The sequence below is a fragment of the Pseudovibrio sp. Ad26 genome (genome assembly GCF_001623285.1).
Lineage (GTDB): Bacteria > Pseudomonadota > Alphaproteobacteria > Rhizobiales > Stappiaceae > Pseudovibrio > Pseudovibrio ascidiaceicola.
Window position 1 is genome coordinate 1 of the sequence record NZ_LMCE01000024.1, and the last position, 24,547, is coordinate 24,547.

Below are 24,547 nucleotides of genomic sequence, written 5' to 3' on the forward strand. Positions count from 1 at the left end.
CAGACAAACCTGAGATCTTCAACGTATGTTTTGCAGCAAACACAGTCGCAAAAATCGACTTAACATCATAACATGACCGTCACCCATGTCCCCGAACAAACGTCAACCATCTCTCCGGGACAAACATCAAGTGCGGGATGACGTCCTTTGCGGCTCTCTCCTCAATCGCTGCTGCAGTCGTTTCACATACTCGCCAGCTCAATCTTACACCTTGCCAATACCTCACCATCCCCTTGCACTCACAGCGCTGCCCACCTTCCGTCATCCCGCACAAGCGAAGCTCAATGCGGGGACGAAGACGTTCACTTTGTTAGTATACGAGATCTATTGCTAAATGTTGGGAGTGGTCCAGGTTGGATCCCACATCAATTACGGAAAAATTCCTAGAGCCTTTCCGGCTCTCCCAATAATGCACTAAGGACCGAATTTCTAACTAAATAAATGGAATTTAGTAATATCCGTAGTGTGGAGGTTCGACATCCTCTAGTCCAAAGGTGAAATAGTACTTTCTTGCCGCTCTCCATCCTCTTACAAAGCTGGGTATTTGGGTGTTCGGGATATCACCGTCACCACGCCAATGTTTGGGGTCAAACCAGTCTCCCAATATAAGTTGCTCGTTAGATGGGGTCGGGCATCCGTAACTAGTCGGATACATTTTCTTAAGCATTTGATTTCGCTTAATCATTACACGGCGCAAATTATTTACAAGCCAGCCATCTAATCTCTGTAGTGCTGATTTGTCATCAATGAGCGCATAGAAGCCCATTAAGCCTTTCATCTGTTGAAGCTTTTCACCGTTATAAAGAAAGTTACGAATTTCGTTCTCATGCAACCCACCGTAAAGATACCCTCTTATTTCTCCAATGAGACCCATGAGATCCCAATCTTTCGCAACTGAGTTGCTCCTAGATCTAGCAAAATCAAATTTTTGCGGGTAATGGATAAGATATACGTGGCAAAGCCTTGATATTTTTGACTTTATTCTACTTTCGACATGAGTTGGGACCGTTAATCCATTTTTGGTGAACCTGTACCCTAGATAGTCAAAATGCTCGAATGTTCGAATCTCAGCGTCTTCGTTTGAGATAATTGCAATTCCAGGCGATTTCTTTTTGTTGATGACAAGTCCACTGTTTGCGCAGTGACTTACAAAAGCCTGCTGTAATCCTTGAGCTTCTTCATATGTATCACACAAAGCAACTACATCATCCGCAAATCTTACGAACCTTCCTGAGCGTCTTTCTAGAGCTCGGTCAAGGTCATCATTGGCAAGGTTTGCAAGCAAAAGTGATAATGAGCACCCTTGCGGTGTACCAATGTGCCGTCTTAAGAATTTTCCGCTAGCATATGCTGCCGAGTCACCAAACTGGTGATGTAGGAACTCTTTGAAAACGTACTTCTCGTGCGGTGTAAGGCTTAGCTTGTTTTTGTCATCTATTAAGTTAATTAAATACCTAGTTGGAATCGTATCGAAATACTTTTGAAAATCAATTTGGACCGAATAAAGCTGCTTCTCAGTAATGAAGCCTCGTAAAGCTAATACTGCATCAAACAGGTTGAGATCGGGATGGTATGCGTATGAAAATGGGGAGAGACGTTTTAGATTTCGATCCCTAGCTTTTCTGAGCATCACATTTGTTAGCGCTGCATCTGGGATAGAAAAAGACATCACACTCCGATGCCCACCGGATGGTTTGGGTATTTGAAAGTTATATGCAGGGAGTGGTTTGTAGCTCTCTGTAAGAATCTTATGCCAGATTGTTTTGGCAATAAAATTTGCGTTTCGGCAGCAGTAAATGGGATCAAAGTGCTTATGGTGGTAATTCTTGGGCGCTTTTGATACAGAGATCACTCCCTTTCGCCCAGTTCTCTTCATAAACTTCTTTTGGAATTCAATATTCCTATTTTGTTTAGAGCGTTCCTTCGCCCACATTCTACGGCAAAGTCGTTTAATTTCAGCTTTAAGTTGTTTTTGCATGAGTAGACAGAGGACCAGTAAGTAAGGGTTTCCGCAACATAGCGTTCCCAACACCTTAGCGTTGGGGTTTCCTTCGCCGCGTCTCAGCGACAAGACCTTTAGTGCCTCGACACTAGGTAACTTTGGCCCTCTGCCAATTGGGCTACTACGCCATGCATGTAGTATAAAATAAAATTTTAAATTGATAAATAGAAATATGTAACTTTTGATTGAAAAATTCTACTGGACAACTCAGGCGCTTCCCATCGTCTCCCCTTCGCCACACAACGCCCGCTTGCAAACCTTGGCCATTGACACCGCATGCATCTGGTTGCATGCTCTTGGGTGAGGCCCAAAACCTCTCCAAACAGCGGTACCCGCTCCCGTTAACTAGCGGATTTTTTGTGCCTTTTTTCCAAAAGTGCGCAAACCCTTCGTTATGAGCGGGAGGGCGGTGAATGCAATACCTTCTTCGGAGGGGAATAAACCCGCCTGTCTGTTTGCAGGTTTTTGGCCTCCCGCTCGCCAGCGAGTCCCAAAAGCTCTTTGTCGTGCGGCCTTCAACACCCTAAACAGAGGGATTGAATATGGTCGACTCCGCATGCGCATGCAGCGCCACAAACACTCTTCAGAATGAAATTGACGAAGTCCAGATCGTCGTCTCTGATCTTCAGAACCTCGCGTACATGCAACAGTTTGTACTCAGCGAGCGCGTGAAGAACAGCTGCGAGCGGGATGCTTTGCTCACTTTGCACCACGCTTTATGTGACCGCCTGGAGGCACTGAAAAAGTCCTGCGGATTATTGGAGCGGGTCGCCCTTCCGCAGCCGGTCAACACCAATGTTGTGTCTCTGGATTAACGCACTGTGACAGGTGCTCGGGTGGTGTCACACGCACCCCGTGTTCACTGCCACAGGGAAGCCTCCACACCAAGGCCTCCAACCTCAGGTGAATGGCACAACCCTGCAAATGAGCACCCTGCTGGTCTGCGGCCGGGCAAACGCGCCCGCAGGCCAGCATCCCAAAATTGGGCACCGCAGCGCTGCGACTCTGTTCAAACGCAGCGCAAGCGAGCTCTCTGAGCGTGAAAGTGATTCATGCCAACCTTTTCAAAAATAGTGGCAGGACTTGCTAATATATAAGTTTATTGTGGAATAAATAGGATGTTTTGGCGAAACGAGGACTCTGCCCAAATGAGTGATTCATACCCTATAAAACCCGAAAACCCTTGGTATTTCAGGGAGCTTGTAACGGCATCTGCATCGCGCCGCGGCAGGGCAGCCCCGTCAAGCCACTGTCTCTAAGTAGTTTTTCCTTTTGACTTTCAGGCTAATTCGCCCAAACTCCGATGTGTGTAATCAATTAGGTCTTGAAGTTACATTGGGACTAGGAAAATGCGCTGGTATCAGCTGTATTTGAATATCTTAAAGAGAGATAAGCTGCCTTGGCACATCGAAGATGTTTCCATGGCCAATAACCTGCATCTCGTCTGACGACCTCCGCCTGCAGTGGAGTCGCTCCTGCTGCACGGCCGCATGTAAGCCCGCCTCCTGCCTCCTACAGTCCACCAAAGATGCAGAGCGTAGGGGCCAGCCAAACATGCAACACCCCCAGAACAAGTAAATATTAGGCACTCATTCCAAAACTGCATCCCCTGTGCAGCAGAAGAACTGTGTCCGGATATTGGCAATACCATCGGCACCTCCGGTTTGCGCTGCAGTTGTGTCGTGATTGCTTCAGATAATGACGTTTGTCTTTACTCCTGTCTCCCAAGTGTTGAGCGCGCTGGGTGCAGAAGAACGATACCGCCATGCCTGAGACTTGCAACGGGGAAATATACAGATCACAGCACAGCCAAGATTATGCAGACCATGAATCTGTATGATCAAGTAATACTCATGTAAACATCAGCGCCTTGTGTATTGCATAAAGGTATATGTGTTTGTGGTCTGTATATAAAAACGATTATTTATTCACATATGGATATTGTTACTTATTGTGGTGATGAAATATTTGAGTATCTAATGGTTTTGAAGATTGGTGAAACGAAAATGCTTTCGATTCGTAAGTAAATAAACTTTGAAATCGATAATTTTCTTCACTCCTTGAGAATTCGGAGAGACATATTCCCTCCGCCCTATTGGTAAAGAAGCAAGTAAGAGGACGTTCTTATGACTAAGTTTATGCCAGAGCCGTTCAAGATTAAATCTGTTGAACCAATGTACTTCATTTCTGACGAGCGTCGCGAAGCGGCAATCCAGGAAGCTGGCTTCAACACATTCCTGCTGAAGTCCAAAGATTGCTACATCGATCTGCTGACCGACTCCGGTACATCCGCGATGTCCGACAAGCAGTGGGCTGGCCTGATGGTTGGTGACGAAGCTTATGCTGGCTCCGAAAACTTCTACCACCTTGAAGAAGTTGTTAAAGAGCACTTCGGCTTCAAACACCTCATCCCTACTCACCAGGGCCGCGGCGCAGAAAACATCCTGTCCACGCTCACAATCAAGCCAGGCGACTACGTTCCAGGCAACATGTACTTCACCACAACACGTTTCCACCAGGAACGTAACGGTGCAACATTTGTTGACGTAATCTGCGACGAAGCCCACAACCCTGACCTGGCTGACGTGCCATTCAAAGGCAACGTGGACCTTGCAAAACTGCAGAAGCTCATCGACGAAGTTGGCGGCGAAAAGATCCCTTACATCTGTCTTGCTGTAACCGTGAACCTGGCTGGTGGTCAGCCTGTTTCCATGGGCAACATCAAAGCAGTAAGCGAACTCTGCCACAAGCACGGCATCAAAGTGATGTACGATGCAACCCGTTGTGTAGAAAACGCATACTTCATCAAAGAACGTGAAGCTGGCTTCGAAGACAAAACAATCAAGGCAATCCTCCTTGAAATGTTCTCCTACGGCGACGGCTGCACCATGTCCGGCAAAAAAGATTGCCTGACAAACAACGGCGGTTTCCTCTGCATGAACGACGACGACCTGTTTGCTGAAGCAAAAGGCATGGTTGTTCAGTTCGAAGGTATGCCTTCCTACGGTGGTCTCGCAGGCCGCGACATGGAAGCAATGGCAATCGGCATCAAGGAATCCGTAGAGTTTGACTACATCTCACACCGCGTAAATCAGATCCGCTACCTCGGCGAACGTCTGGATGCAGCTGGCGTGCCAATGGTTAAGCCTTACGGCGGTCACGCAATCTTCCTCGATGCACGCGCATTCCTGCCACACCTTGACCAACAGCAGCTCCCTGCACAGGCACTTGCCGCAGCGATCTACCGCACCTCCGGTGTACGCACCATGGAACGCGGCATCGTATCCGCAGGCCGCGACGTTAAGACCGGTGAGAACCACGTTCCTAAGCTCGAAACCGTTCGTCTGACTATCCCACGTCGCGTATACACATACGCACACATGGATTACGTCGCAGATGCGATCATCGAGCTCTACAAAAACCGCGAAAGCATCAAGGGTCTCGAGTTCGTATTCGAACCTAAGGTACTTCGCTTCTTCACTGGCCGTTTCGAAGAAATCTAAGAACTAAGCCATTGAAGTGACTAGCAATAGTCAAAGACTAAACTGCATTGGAGGAGAGCCTGTGTGCTCTCCTCTGTTGTTATCAAAGCACAAATCTTACCCATCGTAAGTCTATGTGCGCTTTTCGGGAAAGCTCTGCCACGGGGCACTTACAAAATCGGCAGGTGTTTTCTCAATTGGTCACGGCAAATGCCGGAGTTGGGAGGCTCAACATGACCATCGCTTCTGATCAGGTTCCAGCTGCTGAGACAGCCGAACCGAAGCCTACCAAAAAAAGTCAGGGCACTATCTTGGGCGCCAGTGTGATCGCTGCTGGCACCGCCGTCGGCGCGGGCATGTTCTCGCTCCCTGTTGCAAACAGTGGTGTTTGGTTCTCTGTCTGTCTGGTTCTGATGATCGTCGTTGGTTACATCATGCACACCGCATCGTTGTACATCATGGAAATCACGCTTCATTTCCCTGAAGGGTCCAACTACGACAGCCTTGCCAAGGGCACCATTGGTAACGTGGGCCGTGTGGTCAACGGTCTTTCCGTTGCCTTCCTGTGCTACGTTCTCACCTACGCCTACATCTCAGGTGGTAGTTCAATCATCACGTACTCGCTGTCGATTTTTGGTGACGTAAACATGTCATCAGAGGTTGCGAGTTTGATCTTCGCAGTCGTGCTATTATCGATAGTGATGATGGGAACCCGAGCAGTCGACCGTGTGAACACAGTTCTCATCGGCGGTATGATCATCACATTCATGATCAGCTTGAGCTCATTGATCGGCAACTCATCTACAACGAACCTGTTCCCAGAGATCTCACTCGGCGATCGCATGCCATATGCGTTCTACACCATCTCCTTCTTGGTGGCGAGTTTTGGTCTTCAGATTACAGTTCCAACTGTAACCAACTACCTGGGGCTGGATGCGAAACGGACAAGTAAAGCGCTGTTAATCGCGATTTTCCTTGCTGGTTTCTTCTACTTCCTCTGGATGTTTGCAGTATTCGGAAACATCTCCCGTGATGACTTCCCTGCAATTATCGCTGAAGGCGGTAACATCGGTAACATCATTGGTGCTCTGAGTAAGTCTGGTATCAGTGCCAACATCTCTGTAATCCTGCAGATCTTTGGCAACATGGCTGTTGCAACATCCTTCCTGGGTGTGTCTCTCAGCCTGTATGATTACATCTCTGACTTGTTCAAGTTCGACACATCTACCGTTGCCGGTAAAGCAAAGACTGTAGGTATCGCATTCGTCCCAACCATCATCCTTGCTATCCTGTACCCACACGGGTTCATCGCAGCAATCGGTTATGCTGGTGTGGTTCTGGTGATCTTCTCCTTGCTGGCACCAATCGTAATGGTTCGCATCTGTCGTGAGCGGAACCCAGACATGTACCAGGTCCCAGGCGGCAACGCCCGTCAGGCAATGGTATTCGGCTTCGGTATCCTGGTGTTCATCATCACTGCATTCGAACTAACCGGTAACCTGCCAATCTTCGGCTCATCCGTTTGAAGAGAATGCAATAAAGACGACTATTCAGTCGGGGCAAAACTGATTGCGAGGCAAGCCACAAGCCCCCGCAATCAAACCAACTGACCCTCAAACGTCAGTAAAAGACTTGCCGCAGCCCTTCCCGCTGCGGCAAGTTTTTGTCCGTTCCAACACCCCGAACCCACTGGGAGGCAGGTTCGGGGTGTTGGCGTAACCCCCAACAATGACTGATCAGGTGTAGTAGAAAACAAAATCGCGCTCTGAGAGGGCGACTGTTTGCCCCCAGACAACCTCTCACCAAAAACGCAAAGCAACACCGAGTGCCAAATATCTGATCGGCAATTCAGGCGGGGTAACTGCCCATTGTTGCATTTGCGAAGTGCCGTGCTAATAACAAGGTCAGAGCTGGAATGTCGGGCCAAGAGTGGGCATTCGGTAACGTCAGTTAAGGTTTGAGATCGTACTACCTCAATATTATAGATTGCACGCCTCCGGTATTTTCTTCGAAAATAAATATTCACGCAGTCGAAGCACTAAGTGATCATGGTGTAGGGTTGTAGGAGAACGAGCTTTTCTTGCTTTCAGGGCCGATCATTGCAGCAAGAATTGCAGATTGTTTAGCATAGCTTACATAGCCTCTTGAAAAGAGAGCCGAGAATAACTACATAAGCAGAGCGCGTTTACAGCCATCATTGGCTATCTTTTCTTCCGGCTTGCCGGTTTGCTAGGTTCCCCCTGATTTTGAGAATGTTGCACCCCATGTACATATCGAACATGGGAAACACGCCCGCTTAGCCCGGGTAAAGTTACAAGGTATCAACCATGACACACGGCACTGTAAAATTCTTCAATTCCACAAAAGGCTTCGGCTTTATTTCTCCGGAAGATGGCGGAAAGGATGCATTTGTTCATATTTCTGCTGTTGAGCGGGCTGGACTTATGGGTCTCGAAGAAGGTCAAAAAGTTGCTTATGAACTAGAAAGCGGCCGCGATGGCAAAGCTTCAGCTGTGAATTTGCAGCTGGTCGACTAATAAAAGATCAGGGCTGCGCCTGTTGCGCAGCCCTAGTCCTGATAGAAAGAACCAAAATATGCCTAATATTTCAATGTCATGTGCAAAAGATCGATTTGCTGCGATTGAAAAAAACAAAAAAAAAGAACTCACTGATGAAGAGGAACGGGCTCTGCAATTAAGTGAAAAAACGTCTCGCCTAAAAGAACTCCGTCTTGCTAAAGAAGCTACAGATAAAAAGCTTCGCCCTTTGATAAAATAGTCTACCAAGTGATTGGCAATCAGCGAGTGCACAAGATATCGCTAAATATCTAGGGTTAAGCTCTATTCTTCGGGCTAGTTCATTGATCTAGTAGATCTAAATTCAATAAACTATGTTTCTCTAAGATTTACTTAGACTAGCCAAATAAATCCGTATTAAAATTTAAATTGATTGAACCAGTGCGATAAGATGTGCAATATGTATATAATAGAATATTGCTTTTGGGGAAGTAGTATTCTCTGGCCAAGCGATTGTACATAAGTACTAAAGCGTTTTTGGTCATCACAGATTGTATCCTAAATGATCAATGGTTCCGTGAAATTCTTCAATTCTGAGCAAGGCTTTGGCTACATTCAGGAGGAAGGTACAAATTCACAGTTTCGCGTCCTTCGTGCGTCCTTAAATCGTGCTGGTATAAGAAATTGGCTGAACGCCAAAAAGTACGTTTCGATACGCTTACAAATCCTGCAAACGGGAAAATAGAAGTCAACAATATTGAAGTTGCCTAACAAAAGACGGTCCCTGGACACGTAACTTCCTTACTCTTGACAGTGGTGTTTATCAGATCTGCAGCTGGTCATATACACTACCTCACAGCTGCTCTCCCTATTCCTACAAGATCTTAGTGCCGTGAATACAGCCATCCTCACCCGGCACTGTGTGAGTTAAATCCACGTTTTACCGGTCAATTATCCTCGCCACTTCCCGTGCTCTAAACAAAGGGCCGGCAATTTGCTTGTCAACTGATGACTGAGCAACGAAAGAATGGTCCAATGACAGAACGAACTGATCTTGCTAAAATTGGCTTAACCGCAGAATTAATTGGTCCTCTCCAGTCTCCCAATCCAATTGCAAACAATAACCATCGGCAAGATTTGCAGGAACACTCCTCAAAATTGAAGAACCACATTGCAGTTATAGCGACCAATACACATGATTTGAAAGAAACCGGATTTGGATCGATTGAGACATGTCGCCTCTTTTACGATGCTCTAAAAGAAAAATATCAAACGGTTACGTTTCACGAGATTTCTTCGATATCCAGTTTAAATGATATTGTTACGTCTAGACCAGATCTTGTTGTCCTTTGCAGTAAATACTTCCTGGATGTAAGTAATAATACAAAAACTTGGTTTTCAGATTACTTTTCTAAGCATGCAATTGCTTTTACCGGATCTGATCGCAACTGTCTGGAGTTCGATTCCAATAAAGGAAAGGCTAAGACGGCTATACAAAACCACGGTATTGCTACTGCAAAGTTTTTCCAAGCCTGCCCTGACCAGTTCGAAACAGAAGACAAACTCCCTCTTTTTCTTCCTCTTTTCGTTAAACCAATAGATGCTGCTAATGGAAATGGAATTGATGAAAACTCGATAGTTCGCGACTTCGAAAGTTATCAAAGTAAAGTCAAAGAACTTTTCGAAAGCTATGGTGCAGATGTTCTGGTCGAGGAGGTGCTACCGGGACGAGAGTTTACCGTTGCAATCTTTGATGACCCGGAAACCGATTCAAGATCTATTATGCCTGTAGAAATCATAGTTCCCAAGAATGAAAAGGGTGATCGAATATTGGGATGTGCTGCAAAGCAGCAAAATCATGAGTTACTCAGAACTATTACCGAACCCACTTTGAGCGCTGTTTCCGAGCTTGCAGGCAGTGCTTTTACGGCATTGGGAGTTAAGAGTTTTGGTCGGATTGACATCAAGCTTGATGCAGAAGGAATCCCCAATTTTCTTGAAGCAAACCTAGTGCCGGGTATGACGCCCGATTCAAGTTACTTCCCGAGGGCTTGTTCATTACAAACTGGGTCAAAATCGAAGACGAACAGGCCGTCAGCGATGACACATTCTGAGGTTGCCTTGAAGATCGTTGAACTAGGCCTCAATCGCATCAACACATTACAGCAAGTGGGCTAATTACAATCGTCTGCTACAACGTATCTCCAAAAAGTGGAAATCGGTCTTCGGATAAAGATCCGCAAAAACAAAGGCTAAAGCAGTTCATGTGTTTCAACTTAAATGCGAACTGATTTAGGTAGTTTTTGACCTGAGGTGAAGTAGGTTATTACTCAGTAGAGCCTACTTCCTACTCTTTACGTGTTGCCGAATTAGACCCAGATAAGGTTCAATTATTACTCTCGCAGGGAGTGACTTGTTTAGAACGAAGGTTGGTTAGGCTAACTGATTATCACGCTGTTCAAACCGCTCCTCACGCAAATATCTCCCCCAATATTTCAAGATGAAAACACGTAACAACTTTATGTTGTGATTCATGTTTCTGTCATACAACTTTCCCACCCTCTTCTCAGAGTGCTTCAGCTCTATATCTGCGTCGGTCACTCAGATTTACTTGAGTACATACATTCCAGCGAACGATGTCCAAAACGAACAAAAACGATAAGGACACAGCATGAAAATTAACGGTAAGCCTCTCAACTTCTTGATTATTACGACGGATGAAGAGCGCTTTCCGCCGGTCTACGAAAATGACAGTGCCAGACAGTACCGGTTGCAAAACAGTGTTGCGCTGGGGAAAATGCGTCGCCATGGGTTGGAGTTTCTCAACCACCACACCGCAACCACAGCCTGTGCTCCCAGCCGAACCAGCATCTATACCGGCCAGTACCCCTCATTACATGGTGTCAGCCAGACGCCGGGGATCGGCAAATCCTCTTATGACCAGAATATGTTCTGGCTGGAACCTGATACGGTGCCAACCCTCGGCAACTACTTCCGTCAGGCAGGCTATCAGACCTGGTATCGCGGAAAGTGGCATATTTCCAATGAGGACATTGATGTTCCAGGCACACAAACAGCGTTGATGAGCAATGCTGTCGATGGGACTGCGTATCCTGAACGCATAGCGCTTTATGAAGAAGCCGAATGTCTGGACAAATACGGTTTTTCCGGTTGGATTGGTCCGGAGCCCCATGGTTCAAATCAAGCCAATGATGGCACTGTCCGCGACCCCGGCTTTGCCGATCAGGTCTGTCGTTTACTATTGGATCTCGATGAAAAAGCCCAGTCGGGAGAGGAGCAGCCCTTTTTGCTGGTCTCCTCCTTTGTGAATCCGCACGACATCGTGTTTTCGGGCATTCCGAGCTGGTTCCCCAACTTCGAAGCGTTAAAGAACGAAGGCAAACTGCCCTTTGTGGCTCCGGCACCAACAGCTGGAGAGTCACTGGAAAGCAAGCCTCGTTGCCAGAAGGATTATGTTTATACCTATCCGCGCATGTACCTGCCGCAGCCTGATGATGACAGCTATCGGCAGCTCTATTATTTTCTGATGGCAGAAGTGAACAAGCATATCGATCGGGTCTATGAGACCCTGCAAAACACCAGTTTTGCGGAAAACACGGTCGTTGTTTTTCTCTCTGATCATGGAGAGATGCTGGGGGCTCACGGTGGTTTGCATCAGAAGTGGTACAATGCCTATCAGGAAACCGTGCATGTCCCTTTCATAATTTCCAACCCCGTGCTGTTTCCGGAAGCGCGTCAGTCTGAGTTGCTGACCTCACATGTAGACCTTCTCCCAACACTCCTTAGTCTGGCGGACATTGATGCCGAAGCTGCAAGAAAAGAACTGGCGAGATCCCACAGTGAAGCGCGCCCTCTGGTGGGGCGAGATCTGTCAGAGTTTATAACTGAGCGCCAGAGAATGGCTGATGAGCCCGTTTACTTTATGACAGATGACAGTGTCGAAGAAGGCTCGCAGATGACAAATGCGATTACCGGACTGGCATTCGACAGCATCATTGAGCCCAAGCATTTGGAGACTGTCGTTACCAAACTGCCTGAGCGAACGGGAGATATTGTGTGGAAGTACACGCGCTACTTCGACAATCCTCGCTTTTACACTCAGCAGAACCATCGTTTTATGCAATCTTCGGCGGCTAACCTTCTCGGTGCTGGTAATCCGGATAACGTCACCACACCACGTGGCATTCCGGATGAGTATGAGTGTTACAATCTGACGGAAGATCCACTGGAAGAGCATAACCTGACCTCGCCATTGGCCGGTAAAGCCTTGCCCGATGAGATCCGCCACGCACTGGAGCAAGTGCTGGTTGAACAGCGCCTTAAGAAACGTCTGCTTCCCCATACATTGAACAATGAAGACAGTTCCAGCCCCGGACCTTTGCGGCGCTGACGAACACTCTGACCGTTCAATCATGACGTCATAAGCAAGCAGATAAACCCCACTGACTGTTAGCCCCAAAGACGGCAACCATTCAGCGCAAAAAGGAGAAAAAACATGCCGCTGAAATCAGTTTCACGATTAGCAACGCTATGGCTCGTCCTCGCGTTCCCGCTGCTTAGTATCGGCGCAGTCAACGCTGATACCGGCACGGACGCAAGCACGGACATAAGTCTTTTCAAGGAATGTCCGGTATCGCAGGATGACCCCAACACCTTTGCCCTGTGCGCCACAGCCAAATGCTGGACCGTCGATACCGTCGCCTATTGCAAATGCGATGTGTTGAATGAGCAGAGCATTTCCCTACCGTTTCACTATGAAGAGGGCGGTGAGAAAAAAGATGTCTGTGATCTGCTGAAGGCCGGCATTGATAACGGGTTCACAGTAAGCACATACGCCACACCACGCCAGATGGAAACCGACTACGATCCCGACACCGAGAAGCTGGGACCACCCATGGCGACGTACAGCTGCCCCAACACAGACGATGCGCCCGCTGGTTACTCTGCTCAATGTGATGGCGGCTTCTGTTTTAACAGCACTCAAGGCAAGGACTTTCCCGGCATCGGAGCAGTTAAGGAAGACGAGATCATCTGTTCCTGCCCCTCAGTGCCTAGCCCGTCCGCAGGCTTTCAGATGGCTGGCCCCTGGTCATGTGCGCCCGGTGATCGTAACACCGATGGTACGTGCTGTGATAAATCGTTCCATGACAAGCTCTGCTCGGTCAAATCAGTCAACTCCACGGGAACTGAGCTCATGGTAGGCGCGCCTCTGGGAGTAGCTACATTGCTCTCGAAAAAGTTGGACGGTAAGGATCCGGCCATCAATCGCTGCGTCTTTAAATAAGCAGCACCTGTCAAAGACATGTCGCAGCTCTTCCCAGCTGCGGCATCTTTCTGCCGCTCAAGCACGCATACATTGCGGCCTCGACTAAGAGGCAGGCTTCGGGGATTTTGTTGACCACTCAGCTGAAGAAGCCGTCATTCAGTATTCAGGCAGTACTTGAGAAATGTAGTGCCATCATATTCGATTTCACCGACAAATACTGCGCCGAGCCTTTTAAGCGCTCCTAGTTTTTTGCGCGACGGCGGCAACAAAAACGTGACGAAGGGGATACGCTCATCTGCAAGGGCAAATTCAATTGCTTTTTGTGAGATGCGTGTGCCTAGGCCAAAAAACTCTGTTTTCAGAACCAGACCATAATCCCATTCATCTCCTTCTTTTTGAAAGCCACCCCAACCGACATAGTTGTTGTCTAGCAAGATGGCCCAATGCCCTAGGCCATCACGTTTCCAGCACTCTTCTTTAGCAGAGACAAATTTGCTGACGGCTGCTTCATCCCACTCGAATGTCAGAAGTGGCATATGCTCGGCAATACGAGGGTCGGACATGTGAACAATAATTTCACTTGGCTCAACTTCAGGCAATCTGGTGAAGGTAATTTCGTGTTTCAATGGGGTTTCTTTCATCGTTTAATAGAGCCGTCTAATAGGCGGGTAACTGGTGCCAGACAACTGGCGATACCTTCTAACATTGAATGCCGGGAAGGGGATCAATGTAGTATGCCTTCCTGAACTCAGAATGATAATCTCACTTCACATCAGCCACCTCTGCTTCAGCCGAAACTTCAAATCCCCAAAACCGTAAAGCGTCAGGGCCGATCTGGCCTAACACCTGCTCAAAGCGGGGAAGGTCAACGTGGCTGCGCAAGACCTCAGCCACACCTGCAGGCGTCTTATCATCCGCAAAGTTGTGATGTGCCCTGAGAGCTTTCACCTCAGCAGCCCAATCGTGTTCAGCGCCAAATTCCGCCGTGTAGTCGCTGCTGCTCCAGCCAGACGTGAAAATCGACCGAAGAACCGCTGGCAGCGTATCAGCAAAGGACAGAACCTGCTCAGCGTCCAGTCTCCGGCGGAACACCAGCAAAACAGCCTGTACGCATGTGTAGGTCTGATTGCGAGTGGTCAGGCCAAGCCCGTCCTGAGCATCAGCAAGGAAAGATTCGTACTGCTGAGAGGCCAGCTGATACTCCTGAGGCATGGGCATGAGAGTACCTCCGAAAAATAAGGTGATTGTCTGATGCCTGAGCTTAACCCAAGTTTCTGCGCTGCAAAAGTGACGGATTTTCAATCGGCTTCTAAATCGATTTAACTTAGATGATCTACGTATATATACTACAGCATTGAGTAAAGGTGGGGTCAGATATAGAAAGTTCATGATCAAGAATAATAAAAGAAATAATTATACTAAGTTGTGCGCTGCGAAATGAAATGGTGAAGAAATATCGCTTCTGACCATGAGTAAATTTCACATTAGTCAAATTATAAATTCATATTGACATAGGTCAAAATGCTATCTACGCTTTATTTGTCATTGAAGTGGAGGCACTATGACTTTCGGCTTGATATTATTCATTTGCGTATTCTTGGCGATTCTTGGAATGGTTGTGGTTTCTGAGTTTGCTTCGCGAAATAAACCTGCAGATGGCATGATCGCTGGTTTGGACGCTGATCTCAGCAAGAAATAACTCAGACAGAAATCCAGTCGAAGTGTGAGGCGCTGACTTTAAAGGACGGTTTGAAGTCGGCACCACCTCACAACGATAAGGCGGCTAGAGCTAGGGTATAGGGGGACTCTAGCTCTGCCGCCTTCTTCATTTTCAGGCAGTCCGCACGTAGGGGCGGGAGGTGCCGCAGTCTCAACCTGTCGTAATCATCAACCGCTTGGAATGAACAGGTGCACCGGCTGAGCCAAGTATCAGACCGCCATATCCTGCAGCACCAACCTCCGGCAAACTCTCCCTCTCCAAAGCAGAAACATGCTGAATTTCCAGAACCGTATAAGGCCGCTGATAAGTCCAGGTCCGGTTCTCAATTGCGGAGAGGTCAGGGTTTGGAGGTTGTTCTTTCGTGAAGGCGTAAAAGTAGAGTGTGAAGCCAAAAGGCTCGACGGACTGAACAGAGAGCGGCGTCATTCCCCAGCTGAGAATATCGGGCTCAATCGCGTCAATATCGCCGGTGCGTAGAGTCACAAGGCTCAGATGCGCGCCACCGCCTAAACGGCTCTTATCAAACTCCAGATCAGGCCGGTCGCCTTCAAACCAATGGTCAATCAGCTCAACCACAAACCCTTCGGGATCTATGAACTTGGCAAGATACCCAACATCGCGAAACTGCTGGGGTCCTGTAACATAAACACCATGTGCCCGAAGCTGGGCGCAGGCAAGCTCGATGTTGGGAACTGAGATCGCGATCTTCCAGTAAAGATCAGAGGCTTGTGGCGTGTAGGGCGTCTCAGCCGCGATAAACTGCAATGCGACCTCTGCCGCCGAATACCCGATCCGCCCGTCACCCTGATCGGACATACCTAAAACATCGCAATAAAACTGTTTCAGAGCGGTCACATCACGGACACGCAAACGAAGAGTATCAAGCTTTGTCATAACAGGCTGTCCTTCATCAGGGCACAAGGCAAACACGTTTGTTTACTGAGCGATCTCGAAGTGGTCTTCACGCAGCAAAGCACGGCCATCCGGCTGCAAAACCCAAAGCTCATTGGTGATGACGCCATGGGCGTTGTTCATCTTCCAGTTGGCTGCAACGCGGGCAGAGGTCTGGTCCAGAACAGTGGTGACGGTATTGCTGTAAACCACATCATCAAATCCCTTGGAGATGATGTCAGTCCAGAAGCCCTCAATCGCTTCACGTCCTTTGAACGTGCCAAATGGCTTCACAACCATCACAGCATCGTCTTCATACAGCGCTGCGGCACCGGCTGCATTGCCTGCGTTGAAGGCATCACGCCAGGCACGGCTTGCTGTGGCAACTGCGGTGTTGAGCTTGTATTCACCTTCTGCCAGCTTTCCAGCTTCGTCAGCGATGGCTTGTCCGCTCAATCCAACTGCGACAGTAGCAGCGAGAGCGATAGATTTAATGAAAGTCATCACGTGATCTCCGTTCAGATGCGATGTTGATGACTGTCTTTTGCCGCACTTGCATTGTTTGAAAAACACTCTATTTCTGAAATCACTATTCACATAGTGAGAACAAAATGCTCTCAACGCTCCCGCTCTCCTTCGTCACAGTTGTCGAAACTGGCTCAATCACCCGTGCAGCAGATGAGTTGAACATAGCCAAGTCCGCTGTCAGTCAAAACCTGAAACGGCTGGAACAACAGCTGGATGTAAAACTCGCCATCCGCACCACGCGCCATTTGTCTTTGACGCCAGCAGGGGAGAGGTACTACCAGCGCTGCAAAGAGATCCTTGCACTCTCACGGCAGGCAGAAACTGAAATGGAGAGCTTTGGTGCGGTCCCATCAGGCCCAATCACCATCACCGCCCCCCATGCTTTCATCACGCCCGTCATCGCGCCCGCGCTGGCCGTTGTGAAGGAGAAATTCCCGAACCTCCAACCTTCGGTGATCGCAGAAGACAAACGCTTGAATCTGATTACGGAAGGGATTGATGTCGCCATCAGCGTCGGCCAGTTGCCTGATAGCACTCTTCAGGCCCGCCGCATTGGTTCCCTGCGCGATATTCTATGTGCAGCGCCAGCTGTGATGGAAAATGCGCCCGCCTTTGATGATTCAATCTACTGGCAGTGGGTGCAGTCTCTGCCATACATCGCTCATACACGAGAACCTGCCGTGGTCCGGCATCGCCTTCCGGCTCTGGTTGGGGCAGAGAGTGTTGATGTGAGCTTCAGGTCTGCCGTCAAAGCCAACACCATAGAAGCCATTGCAGCTTTTGCCCGAAACGCTCTGGGTGTTGCACTCCTGCCAGATATTGCAATTGCACAGGACCTGAAGGCTGGAACGCTCCTGCCTCTCCTAACTCTGGTAGAGCCTGAACCAACCCCGATCTACGCTGTACACAGCTACGATACTTTACCGCCTAAATCGGTGCAGGAAACAATTACGGCAATCCAACAGGCGCTGGCGAAAGCACTGCAATAAAGCAGGTTTCACTTGACCCAAGCGCCTGTTAAGCCACGCAACATGCTCTGAAACCACGGTGTTTACGCGAATGAACTCATGAAACCTTCTCTTAAAAGAGAGCGGTTTATTTTACCTTCCAGCTTTACCTATACGTTAATATATGATCCTATGCGGCTATCTTGAATGGAAAAGATACCGCTATGAAGCAACTGGAAGAAATGATGGCTGAAAGTGAGCAGCGCGTGGAAACAATCACAATTCCCAGTGAGGGTGCCACACTGATTGGCAAAGCCTACTGGCCTGTGGGCGATCCAAAATCCTCAGTCATCATTCACGGTGCAACCGGTGTGCCGCAGTTGTTTTATGCCAAGTTTGCCCGCTGGGTTGCGGAGCAGGGCCATCTCTGCCTCACCTATGACTATCGCGACTTTGGTGCCTCTAAGCAGATCCATCCGCGCAACTCCAAAGCGACCATGGCCGATTGGGGATTTTATGATCAGCAAGCCGCCTTTGATGCGTTGCTGCAGTTGGCAGACACACCCAAGACCCATGTGATTGGACATTCCCTCGGCGGCTTCATGCTGCCCTTCCATCGCAATCTGGATAAGGTTGACAAGGTCACCACAGTGGCCTGCGGTCAGGTCTACTGGCGCGACCATCATCTGCCCTACTTCTTCATGGTAATTATGTTCTGGTTCCTGCTTGGGCCTGTTGCAACCCGCGTAAAGGGTTACCTGCCGGGCAAGGCGCTCGGCCTTGGCGCAGATATGCCTGCTGGCGTCTACTGGCAATGGCGTAAGTGGTGTACATCACCCACCTTCTACACCAGCGATATCGGCAGTGTTCTGCCGCAAATGAATCCAAATCCCTACAAGGGCCCAATCAAGATCATCGGCTTCACTGATGACGACACCGCTCCAAAAGCCTCTATTGATCGCATGGAGCCGCTCTACAAAGAGGCGGAGATCACGCGCCAGACGCTCAATCCAGACGACTTTGAGCTTAAGGATGTGGGGCACCTGAAAGCCTTCACCAGACAAAATGCAGCCCTCTGGCCTGAAATTCTCGATATCGCCTGAAGTACACCGCTCCATTAACAGAGGGCAAATGAAAAAGACCAGAGCTGAAGAGAGCACCTAACCGCGCTTTAGCGGCAATCTGCTTTACTGGCGAAAAAGCGGGTAGTCCCATGCTTCTTCGACTGATTAAAGTTCTGGTCTCCTTGGCGTTCGGCGGCTTTGCTGCCTTGGTCTGCTTCAATAATTATCAGGATGCGCCAGCCAATCTGGCGTATATCGAAACCGTCATTTCCATGGTGGACACCTTCCCAACTAGCCCCAAGTTCCGCGCTGTGTTCCCATTGGAGACTGCACCAACCTTTCTCACCATTATTCTGGCCATTGAAGGGTTTATTGCTCTCCTGCTGGTTCTGGGTAGCCTGCGCATGCTGGTTAGCATCCATAGGCCAGCCGCTTCATTCAACCGCTCAAAGGCCATCGCCTCTTTCGGCTTTTGCATCGCCATCCTGCTCTGGTTTGGCATCTTTGTAACAGGAGCGGGAGAATGGTTCCTCGCATGGCAATCTCCAGTTGGAAGAGGGGCCATAGATACCTCCTACAACATCAGCATCATCGCGTTTCTGGGCTTGATCTTCGTGAACCAGAAAGAGGAAGACGACGGTTGAGATCTAGGGAAACCCTGAGATCCACCCCATTAGATGTGACCTGAGACTATCCATCTGAGGCATTTGAAGGACTGCTTTTGCCTAGGAATTGTTCCACGTTTGAAACATTGACCACTTGTGGTGACGGGGAACAGATATGGATACCAGCTTCGGGAGGAATGTATTTTCTGGCCAGCCAGCCGCTTCAAACAGGAAGCCGCACAGGTCCATACCCGCGCGTTTTCTTGATGATGACTACCTGATCGGCCTTGGCCTTGCTCTGCAAAAGAAGCGGGGCGATGAGTACCTGACAGGAAGTGGCAACACCGTTCAGCGTAAAATTGCCAACCAGCCGCAACGGGTCACGCTCCAATACACCAACCGGTCCTTCTACTTCTCATCCATCTGTGATGGTGCCATTGTGGTGTTCGACTACCTGCCACAAAATGAAAGCATGGCGCATTTCAATGAGTACGCTCACGTCGGCAAACGCTTCGCCACGATCAAGAAACCGCAGATCTGCGAAGTTCATCGCGTCGCTGAAGAAACCAATGCTGCCAACGCCATAGACCTGCTCCTCGCCGACTACCCCGGCAACCTCACCATGCTGCACCCACTCAAGACCAATAAATGGTTCAACAAAGACCGCATAGATTGGTACGCCCGCCAAGGCGGCCGCCACTACCGCATAGAAACCTCAAACCTCGGCTCAAGCCTCTATCAATGGAAGGACAGCCAACCCCTCCTGCGCTTAACCCCCGAGCAGATCTTGTTACACACGCAGATTCGTGCCCATCGAAAGGGTGAGGAGAACTAGCTAACGGCTTCTTATGCAAACTTGCTCTCGTTCTTTTCATGGAGCCGAGGTGATTAGCTTTAGTAAAGTATATGCTCAGGCTTTGATCGAGAAACGTCGAATATTCAAGAGGCTAAGGTTGATCTATTTATTATGGCTCATTCCAATTAGTATCGTGGCTGCTGTTGTCTACGATCTACGGCGTTCACGAAAACGCCACCAACCTTTGTCCTACCACTCTCCCAATCGTGAGGATCCTGATGATCTGGGAGGCATCTATGGTGATGAGCTGTCCTACTGACACGGTGACTTCCAGCAAAGGCAGAAGCAGGAACATCTTGATTGGCTGCGTGATATGAATAAGAAGTGCTGGAAACGAGAGGACAAGGAAGCAGGTATCAAGCCGAAAGAGAAATGGGAATAAAACCAGAAAAAACGGCGAATTAGGCCGCTTTCTGTTCTTTTAGAAGAAGCTAACACTTTAATATTTCTTCGTAATAGAAGTTAAAGTAACAATCCACGGGGCGTTGGCTGATATGATAATCTTACCCCTGCAAAATGATGCTTCGCACTCTCTTAAGGGCGGCATCCTTTGTTCTTCTTCGTACATGCCTTATTTCGTGTCAGTTTTGCAGTATAGCCAACCTCTTTCATGGCAGTTTCGATAGAGACATAAACTTTGCTTGGCAATGTTTGGGGAAGCTTGTTTGTACGCTTAAGGCGCAATAGGTCTCCCTCTCTAATTTCATTGAGGCCACCTATGTAACGAAGAGCAACATGACAATTCCAATTCTTATCAATTTTAGGAATTGTTGAGTTATTGTTGCTAGGTATGTAGTTGAAACAGATTTCTGCATTGCGTCCAGTTTGGATGACCTGCCAGCGTCCCTGTATTACATGAGTTTTTTCAGGATAAACAAGGTAACTACGGCCATTTTTCCCGAGGTACTCAAGTAAAGTTCCGTATTTTTTACTCCATGATTGAGTGGTCGTGCCAGATAGGGTGTCTTTATAGGCGTATACTTCTATTGTTTTCTTAGAAGTTGCAATGCGTTTTTCAAAGCATTCTTTCGACCCGTCGCAAGTGCTTTGACATCCTGAAATTAATATTAGGAGAGAAAAAAGTATAAATAAATGTCGCATTACACAACAGCCTTTTACAACTATAAATTGACGGTATTGTTATGTGTAGCATAGGCAATTTGTAGTAACACGTGCTTTTTTATTAAAAAGAGTGTGAGCTCAATGGCAACGGGCGAATAAAAAAAGCGACCCTTAAGGCCGCTTTCTACGTCTCAAGTTTTCAGTGCCAAACCTCAGGACTTCTTCACGAATTCCGTCAGAATAACAATACGTTGGTCGTTGACACGGCCTTCAATGTGCTCTGCATTATCCTGCACCAGAGTAATGTTCCGCACCGCTGTGCCGCGCTTAGCAGTGAAGCCCGCGCCTTTGACTTTAAGGTCTTTGACCAGCGTCACGGTGTCACCAGCAGAAAGCACAGCACCGTGCGTATCCTTGTGCACGATGGCATCTTCATCCTCTGCCGCTGGCATGCCGGACTGAGCCCACTCAAGCGTTTCCTCATCCAGATACAGCGTATCCAGCAAGTCACGTGCCCAGGCTTCGCCAGAAAGACGGCCCAGTAGACGCCACGCACTCACCTGAACCGCTGGCTCAGTGCTCCATGCGCTTTCATTCAGGCAGCGCCAATGGTTCACATCCAGCTCTGCTTCGTTCTCCAACTGTGCGGAGCACGTGCCGCAGGCCAGAATGGATTTCTCAGCACTGCCATCGCTATCCGGACCAACTGCGACTGCAGCAAGGTCCTCTGTCGCACCGCAAAGCTCACATTTATCGTCTGCACGGCTGCGCAGGTCATTCTCAAGGGACATATCTACGTACCTTTTCATAGTCGCATTTGCCAAAAACAAAGACCGGCCTCATATGGGCCGGTCTTGAATCTTAGTATCACTGCAGCTCTAATCGATGCTCAGTCATCCATCTTCAGCGCTTGAATAAACGCTTCCTGAGGAATCTCAACTTTACCGAACTGGCGCATCTTCTTCTTACCCGCCTTCTGCTTGTCCAGCAGCTTGCGTTTACGGGAAGCATCACCGCCATAACATTTTGCGGTCACATCCTTACGCAGAGCGGAAAGGGTCTCACGCGCAATCACGCGTCCACCAAGTGCTGCCTGAATAGGAATCTTGAACATGTGCCGAGGGATCAGCTCTTTCAGAACCTCACACATCGCACGACCACGTTTATCTGCCTGTGAACGGTGCACCAGTACGGAAAGCGCATCAACCGGCTCGTCGTTCACCAGAATAGACATCTTGGCCAGATCACCAGCACGATATTCGCTGATGGTGTAGTCAAACGAAGCGTAGCCTTTAGAAATGGACTTCAGACGGTCGTAGAAGTCGAAGACCACTTCGTTGAGCGGCAGGTCATAAGTGACCATCGCACGAGACCCAACGTAGGAAAGGTCAACCTGCACACCACGGCGATCCTGACACAACTTCAAGATAGCACCGAGATATTCATCCGGTGTCATGATGTTCGCACGGATCCAAGGCTCACGGATTTCTTTGATCTTCACAACATCCGGCATATCAGCTGGGTTGTGCATTTCAAACTGAGAACCGTCTGTCATCTCCATCTCATAAACAACAGACGGTGCTGTTGCGATCAGATCAAGGTTGAACTCACGGGACAGGCGTTCCTGAATAATTTCCAAGTGCAGCAGACCAAGGAAGCCACAACGGAAACCAAAACCAAGTGCAGCCGATGTTTCCATCTCGTAAGAGAAAGACGCATCATTGAGGCGCAGCTTGCCCATTGCACCGCGAAGATCTTCAAAGTCGTTGGCATCAACAGGGAAGAGACCACAGAACACAACAGGCTGAGCAGGCTTAAAGCCCGGCAGCGCTTCGGTGCAGCCCTTCTTGTCATGGGTGATCGTGTCACCCACGCGCGTATCCGCAACTTCTTTGATAGAAGCCGTCAGAACGCCAATCTCACCCGGGCCAATACGATCGGTTGTGACAAAGGCTGGTGTCATCACACCAACGCGGTCAACTGGATACACAGCGCCAGTACCCATCATCTTGATGGTGTCGCCTTTTTTCAGTTCACCGTCGATCACCCGGATAAGAACCATCACACCAAGATAGGTGTCGTACCAGCTGTCCACCAGCATGGCTTTGAGCGGGCCATCCGGATTGCCTTTTGGAGCAGGGAGCTGTTTGACGATTGCTTCCAAAACATCAGGAATACCAAGTCCGGTCTTCGCTGAAATCATCACGGAGTCAGAAGTATCAAGACCGATCACGTCTTCGATCTGCTCTTTGATGCGATCCGGCTCAGCAGCAGGCAGATCAACCTTGTTGAGAACGGTCACGATATCGTGGTCGTTGTCGATTGCCTGATAGACGTTCGCAAGCGTCTGCGCTTCCACGCCTTGGGAGGCATCAACCACCAGCAGGGAGCCTTCCACCGCAGCAAGGGAGCGAGAAACTTCATAGGCAAAGTCCACGTGACCTGGGGTATCGATCAGGTTCAGCGTGTACTCCTCACCGTCCTCCGCCTTGTAGATCAGGCGAACTGTTTGAGCCTTAATGGTAATGCCGCGCTCCTTCTCGATATCCATGGAATCGAGAACCTGCTCCGTCATCTCACGATCAGTGAGAGTGCCGGTAGACTGGATGAGGCGATCGGCCAGGGTGGACTTACCGTGGTCGATGTGCGCGACAATCGAGAAATTGCGAATATTGGACAAAGTTTTGGTCGTCATGGGCGCTCAATTACCACTGCTTTGCTCTATGGCAAAGCACATAATAAGCGCCCACGCGCTTTTTTGCCGTTTTCCAGCCAATAAAGTGAATAGCAATCCGCTAGATCTCAAATCTTTGCTGCTATCTGGCTAAAAATGATACTCAAAGCCGAGACCGAACAGATGCGCCGAAATATCAGTCGAGCCGTTGCCTGAGCTTGAAAGAGGCTCTCCACTTGGACCACTTACGTTAAGGCTAAAGTCAGCTGTCTGAAAGAAGCCATACTCAAGAGTCGCGCCAAGCTTTGGGTTGATGGCAACTGTCACTCCGGCTCGTGCCAGAAGTGCGCCAACCGTGGATTGCCCGCCCTTAATTGTAAACGCTCCAGCATCGGTAGTACCGTCAATTGTACCAATAATCGGAAATGCTGCCCCGAGACTGAGACCGGCGAAAGGAATAACTTTCTTGGTGAGGGGAGAAAGTGGGGCAGAAAGCACCACGCCGCCCATCACGTAAGCAGCGGCTATTGATCCACTACCTCCATTCACTCCGGTAAGATTGGAAATACTGTTGCTGATATAGCCAGTGTCCAGCTGCAACTTTACAAAATCACCTGCTGTAACCCCTGCAAACGCAGCTGCATTCCAGCCAATGTTGTATTCAAAGAATTTTGTCCGCCCAGTCCCAGGTGTATAAAAATCACCATCAGGTGCATAAGAAACAAAGGCCTTTGCACCTGCATAAGGTTTGAGTGGAAACATGCCCATCGCCGCCTTTTCAGCCGCAGCCGCAGCTGCTTCTTGTGCAGCCGCCGCCAAATCCGCAGCATAGGAACGGGCAGAGAGTGCTCCTGTCGCCAATAACGCAGAAACTAACATGATCACAGTAGAGGAAAACTTTCCCATTGCGCAC

Annotated in this window: 22 protein-coding genes; 13 read left to right on the forward strand and 9 right to left on the reverse strand. The window is 48.9% G+C overall.

What is annotated here, in order from left to right; translation table 11 throughout:
* Positions 1-448: 448 nt before the first annotated feature.
* On the reverse strand, positions 449-1,978 hold the full coding sequence (locus PsAD26_RS04570; protein WP_063309459.1) for a reverse transcriptase domain-containing protein: 1,530 nt from the start codon (positions 1,976-1,978) through the stop codon (positions 449-451).
* A gap of 566 nt (positions 1,979-2,544) precedes the next feature.
* Here PsAD26_RS04570 and PsAD26_RS04575 point away from each other — a divergent pair.
* The 8 genes from PsAD26_RS04575 to PsAD26_RS04605 all read left to right on the forward strand — a co-directional run bounded on the left by PsAD26_RS04575 (position 2,545) and on the right by PsAD26_RS04605 (position 13,305).
* The gene (locus tag PsAD26_RS04575) at positions 2,545-2,817 is read left to right on the forward strand and encodes a hypothetical protein (RefSeq protein WP_063309460.1); all 273 of its coding nucleotides are present in this window, start codon (positions 2,545-2,547) and stop codon (positions 2,815-2,817) included.
* A gap of 1,311 nt (positions 2,818-4,128) precedes the next feature.
* On the forward strand, positions 4,129-5,505 hold the full coding sequence (locus tag PsAD26_RS04580) for a tyrosine phenol-lyase (protein WP_063309461.1): 1,377 nt from the start codon (positions 4,129-4,131) through the stop codon (positions 5,503-5,505).
* A 212-nt stretch (positions 5,506-5,717) separates the two neighbouring features.
* The gene (locus PsAD26_RS04585) at positions 5,718-7,010 is read left to right on the forward strand and encodes an aromatic amino acid transport family protein (RefSeq protein ID WP_063309462.1); all 1,293 of its coding nucleotides are present in this window, start codon (positions 5,718-5,720) and stop codon (positions 7,008-7,010) included.
* An 801-nt stretch (positions 7,011-7,811) separates the two neighbouring features.
* Complete coding sequence (locus tag PsAD26_RS04590) at positions 7,812-8,021, forward strand: cold-shock protein (RefSeq protein WP_057464243.1); 210 nt, start codon at positions 7,812-7,814, stop codon at positions 8,019-8,021.
* A 58-nt stretch (positions 8,022-8,079) separates the two neighbouring features.
* Positions 8,080-8,262 carry a hypothetical protein gene (locus PsAD26_RS29275; protein WP_153039783.1) on the forward strand — a complete coding sequence of 61 codons (183 nt, stop codon included), beginning with the start codon at positions 8,080-8,082 and terminating at the stop codon, positions 8,260-8,262.
* Between the two features lie 773 nt (positions 8,263-9,035).
* Entirely contained in the window at positions 9,036-10,178 is a 1,143-nt protein-coding gene (locus PsAD26_RS04595; RefSeq protein WP_193758249.1) for a D-alanine--D-alanine ligase, read from the forward strand.
* Between the two features lie 493 nt (positions 10,179-10,671).
* Entirely contained in the window at positions 10,672-12,411 is a 1,740-nt protein-coding gene (locus tag PsAD26_RS04600; protein WP_063309464.1) for a sulfatase-like hydrolase/transferase, read from the forward strand.
* Between the two features lie 105 nt (positions 12,412-12,516).
* The gene (locus PsAD26_RS04605) at positions 12,517-13,305 is read left to right on the forward strand and encodes a hypothetical protein (protein WP_063309465.1); all 789 of its coding nucleotides are present in this window, start codon (positions 12,517-12,519) and stop codon (positions 13,303-13,305) included.
* Positions 13,306-13,439: 134 nt separating this feature from the next.
* Here PsAD26_RS04605 and PsAD26_RS04610 read toward each other — a convergent pair whose 3' ends face one another.
* From PsAD26_RS04610 to PsAD26_RS04625, 4 genes are all read right to left on the reverse strand, one after another.
* On the reverse strand, positions 13,440-13,913 hold the full coding sequence (locus PsAD26_RS04610; protein ID WP_208985513.1) for a GNAT family N-acetyltransferase: 474 nt from the start codon (positions 13,911-13,913) through the stop codon (positions 13,440-13,442).
* 136 nt (positions 13,914-14,049) lie between these two features.
* Positions 14,050-14,505: a DUF2267 domain-containing protein gene (locus tag PsAD26_RS04615; RefSeq protein WP_063309467.1), complete on the reverse strand. Its 456-nt coding sequence runs from the start codon at positions 14,503-14,505 to the stop codon at positions 14,050-14,052.
* A 652-nt stretch (positions 14,506-15,157) separates the two neighbouring features.
* Positions 15,158-15,901, reverse strand: coding sequence for a VOC family protein (locus tag PsAD26_RS04620; protein WP_063309468.1), 744 nt, complete (start codon positions 15,899-15,901; stop codon positions 15,158-15,160).
* A 42-nt stretch (positions 15,902-15,943) separates the two neighbouring features.
* A complete protein-coding gene (locus PsAD26_RS04625; protein ID WP_193758250.1) occupies positions 15,944-16,402 on the reverse strand; it encodes a nuclear transport factor 2 family protein in 459 nt (152 codons plus the stop codon).
* 107 nt (positions 16,403-16,509) lie between these two features.
* Between PsAD26_RS04625 and PsAD26_RS04630 the strand changes: the two genes are divergently transcribed.
* From PsAD26_RS04630 to PsAD26_RS29915, 5 genes are all read left to right on the forward strand, one after another.
* The gene (locus PsAD26_RS04630; protein ID WP_063309469.1) at positions 16,510-17,415 is read left to right on the forward strand and encodes a LysR family transcriptional regulator; all 906 of its coding nucleotides are present in this window, start codon (positions 16,510-16,512) and stop codon (positions 17,413-17,415) included.
* 182 nt (positions 17,416-17,597) lie between these two features.
* Positions 17,598-18,476 carry an alpha/beta fold hydrolase gene (locus PsAD26_RS04635; protein ID WP_063309470.1) on the forward strand — a complete coding sequence of 293 codons (879 nt, stop codon included), beginning with the start codon at positions 17,598-17,600 and terminating at the stop codon, positions 18,474-18,476.
* 110 nt (positions 18,477-18,586) lie between these two features.
* Positions 18,587-19,081 carry a DUF2165 domain-containing protein gene (locus tag PsAD26_RS04640; RefSeq protein ID WP_063309471.1) on the forward strand — a complete coding sequence of 165 codons (495 nt, stop codon included), beginning with the start codon at positions 18,587-18,589 and terminating at the stop codon, positions 19,079-19,081.
* A gap of 136 nt (positions 19,082-19,217) precedes the next feature.
* On the forward strand, positions 19,218-19,877 hold the full coding sequence (locus PsAD26_RS04645; RefSeq protein ID WP_063309472.1) for a hypothetical protein: 660 nt from the start codon (positions 19,218-19,220) through the stop codon (positions 19,875-19,877).
* 118 nt (positions 19,878-19,995) lie between these two features.
* A complete protein-coding gene (locus PsAD26_RS29915; protein ID WP_208985514.1) occupies positions 19,996-20,157 on the forward strand; it encodes a hypothetical protein in 162 nt (53 codons plus the stop codon).
* A 275-nt stretch (positions 20,158-20,432) separates the two neighbouring features.
* Here the strand turns inward: PsAD26_RS29915 and PsAD26_RS04650 are convergent, their stop codons facing one another.
* From PsAD26_RS04650 to PsAD26_RS04665, 4 genes are all read right to left on the reverse strand, one after another.
* Positions 20,433-20,999, reverse strand: a complete 567-nt coding sequence (locus PsAD26_RS04650) for a hypothetical protein (protein ID WP_063309473.1) — start codon at positions 20,997-20,999, stop codon at positions 20,433-20,435.
* A gap of 173 nt (positions 21,000-21,172) precedes the next feature.
* On the reverse strand, positions 21,173-21,751 hold the full coding sequence (locus tag PsAD26_RS04655) for an alkylphosphonate utilization protein (protein ID WP_063309474.1): 579 nt from the start codon (positions 21,749-21,751) through the stop codon (positions 21,173-21,175).
* Positions 21,752-21,849: 98 nt separating this feature from the next.
* The gene (gene lepA / locus PsAD26_RS04660) at positions 21,850-23,655 is read right to left on the reverse strand and encodes a translation elongation factor 4 (RefSeq protein WP_063309475.1); all 1,806 of its coding nucleotides are present in this window, start codon (positions 23,653-23,655) and stop codon (positions 21,850-21,852) included.
* Positions 23,656-23,784: 129 nt separating this feature from the next.
* Entirely contained in the window at positions 23,785-24,540 is a 756-nt protein-coding gene (locus tag PsAD26_RS04665) for an outer membrane beta-barrel protein (protein WP_063309476.1), read from the reverse strand.
* Positions 24,541-24,547: the final 7 nt, after the last annotated feature.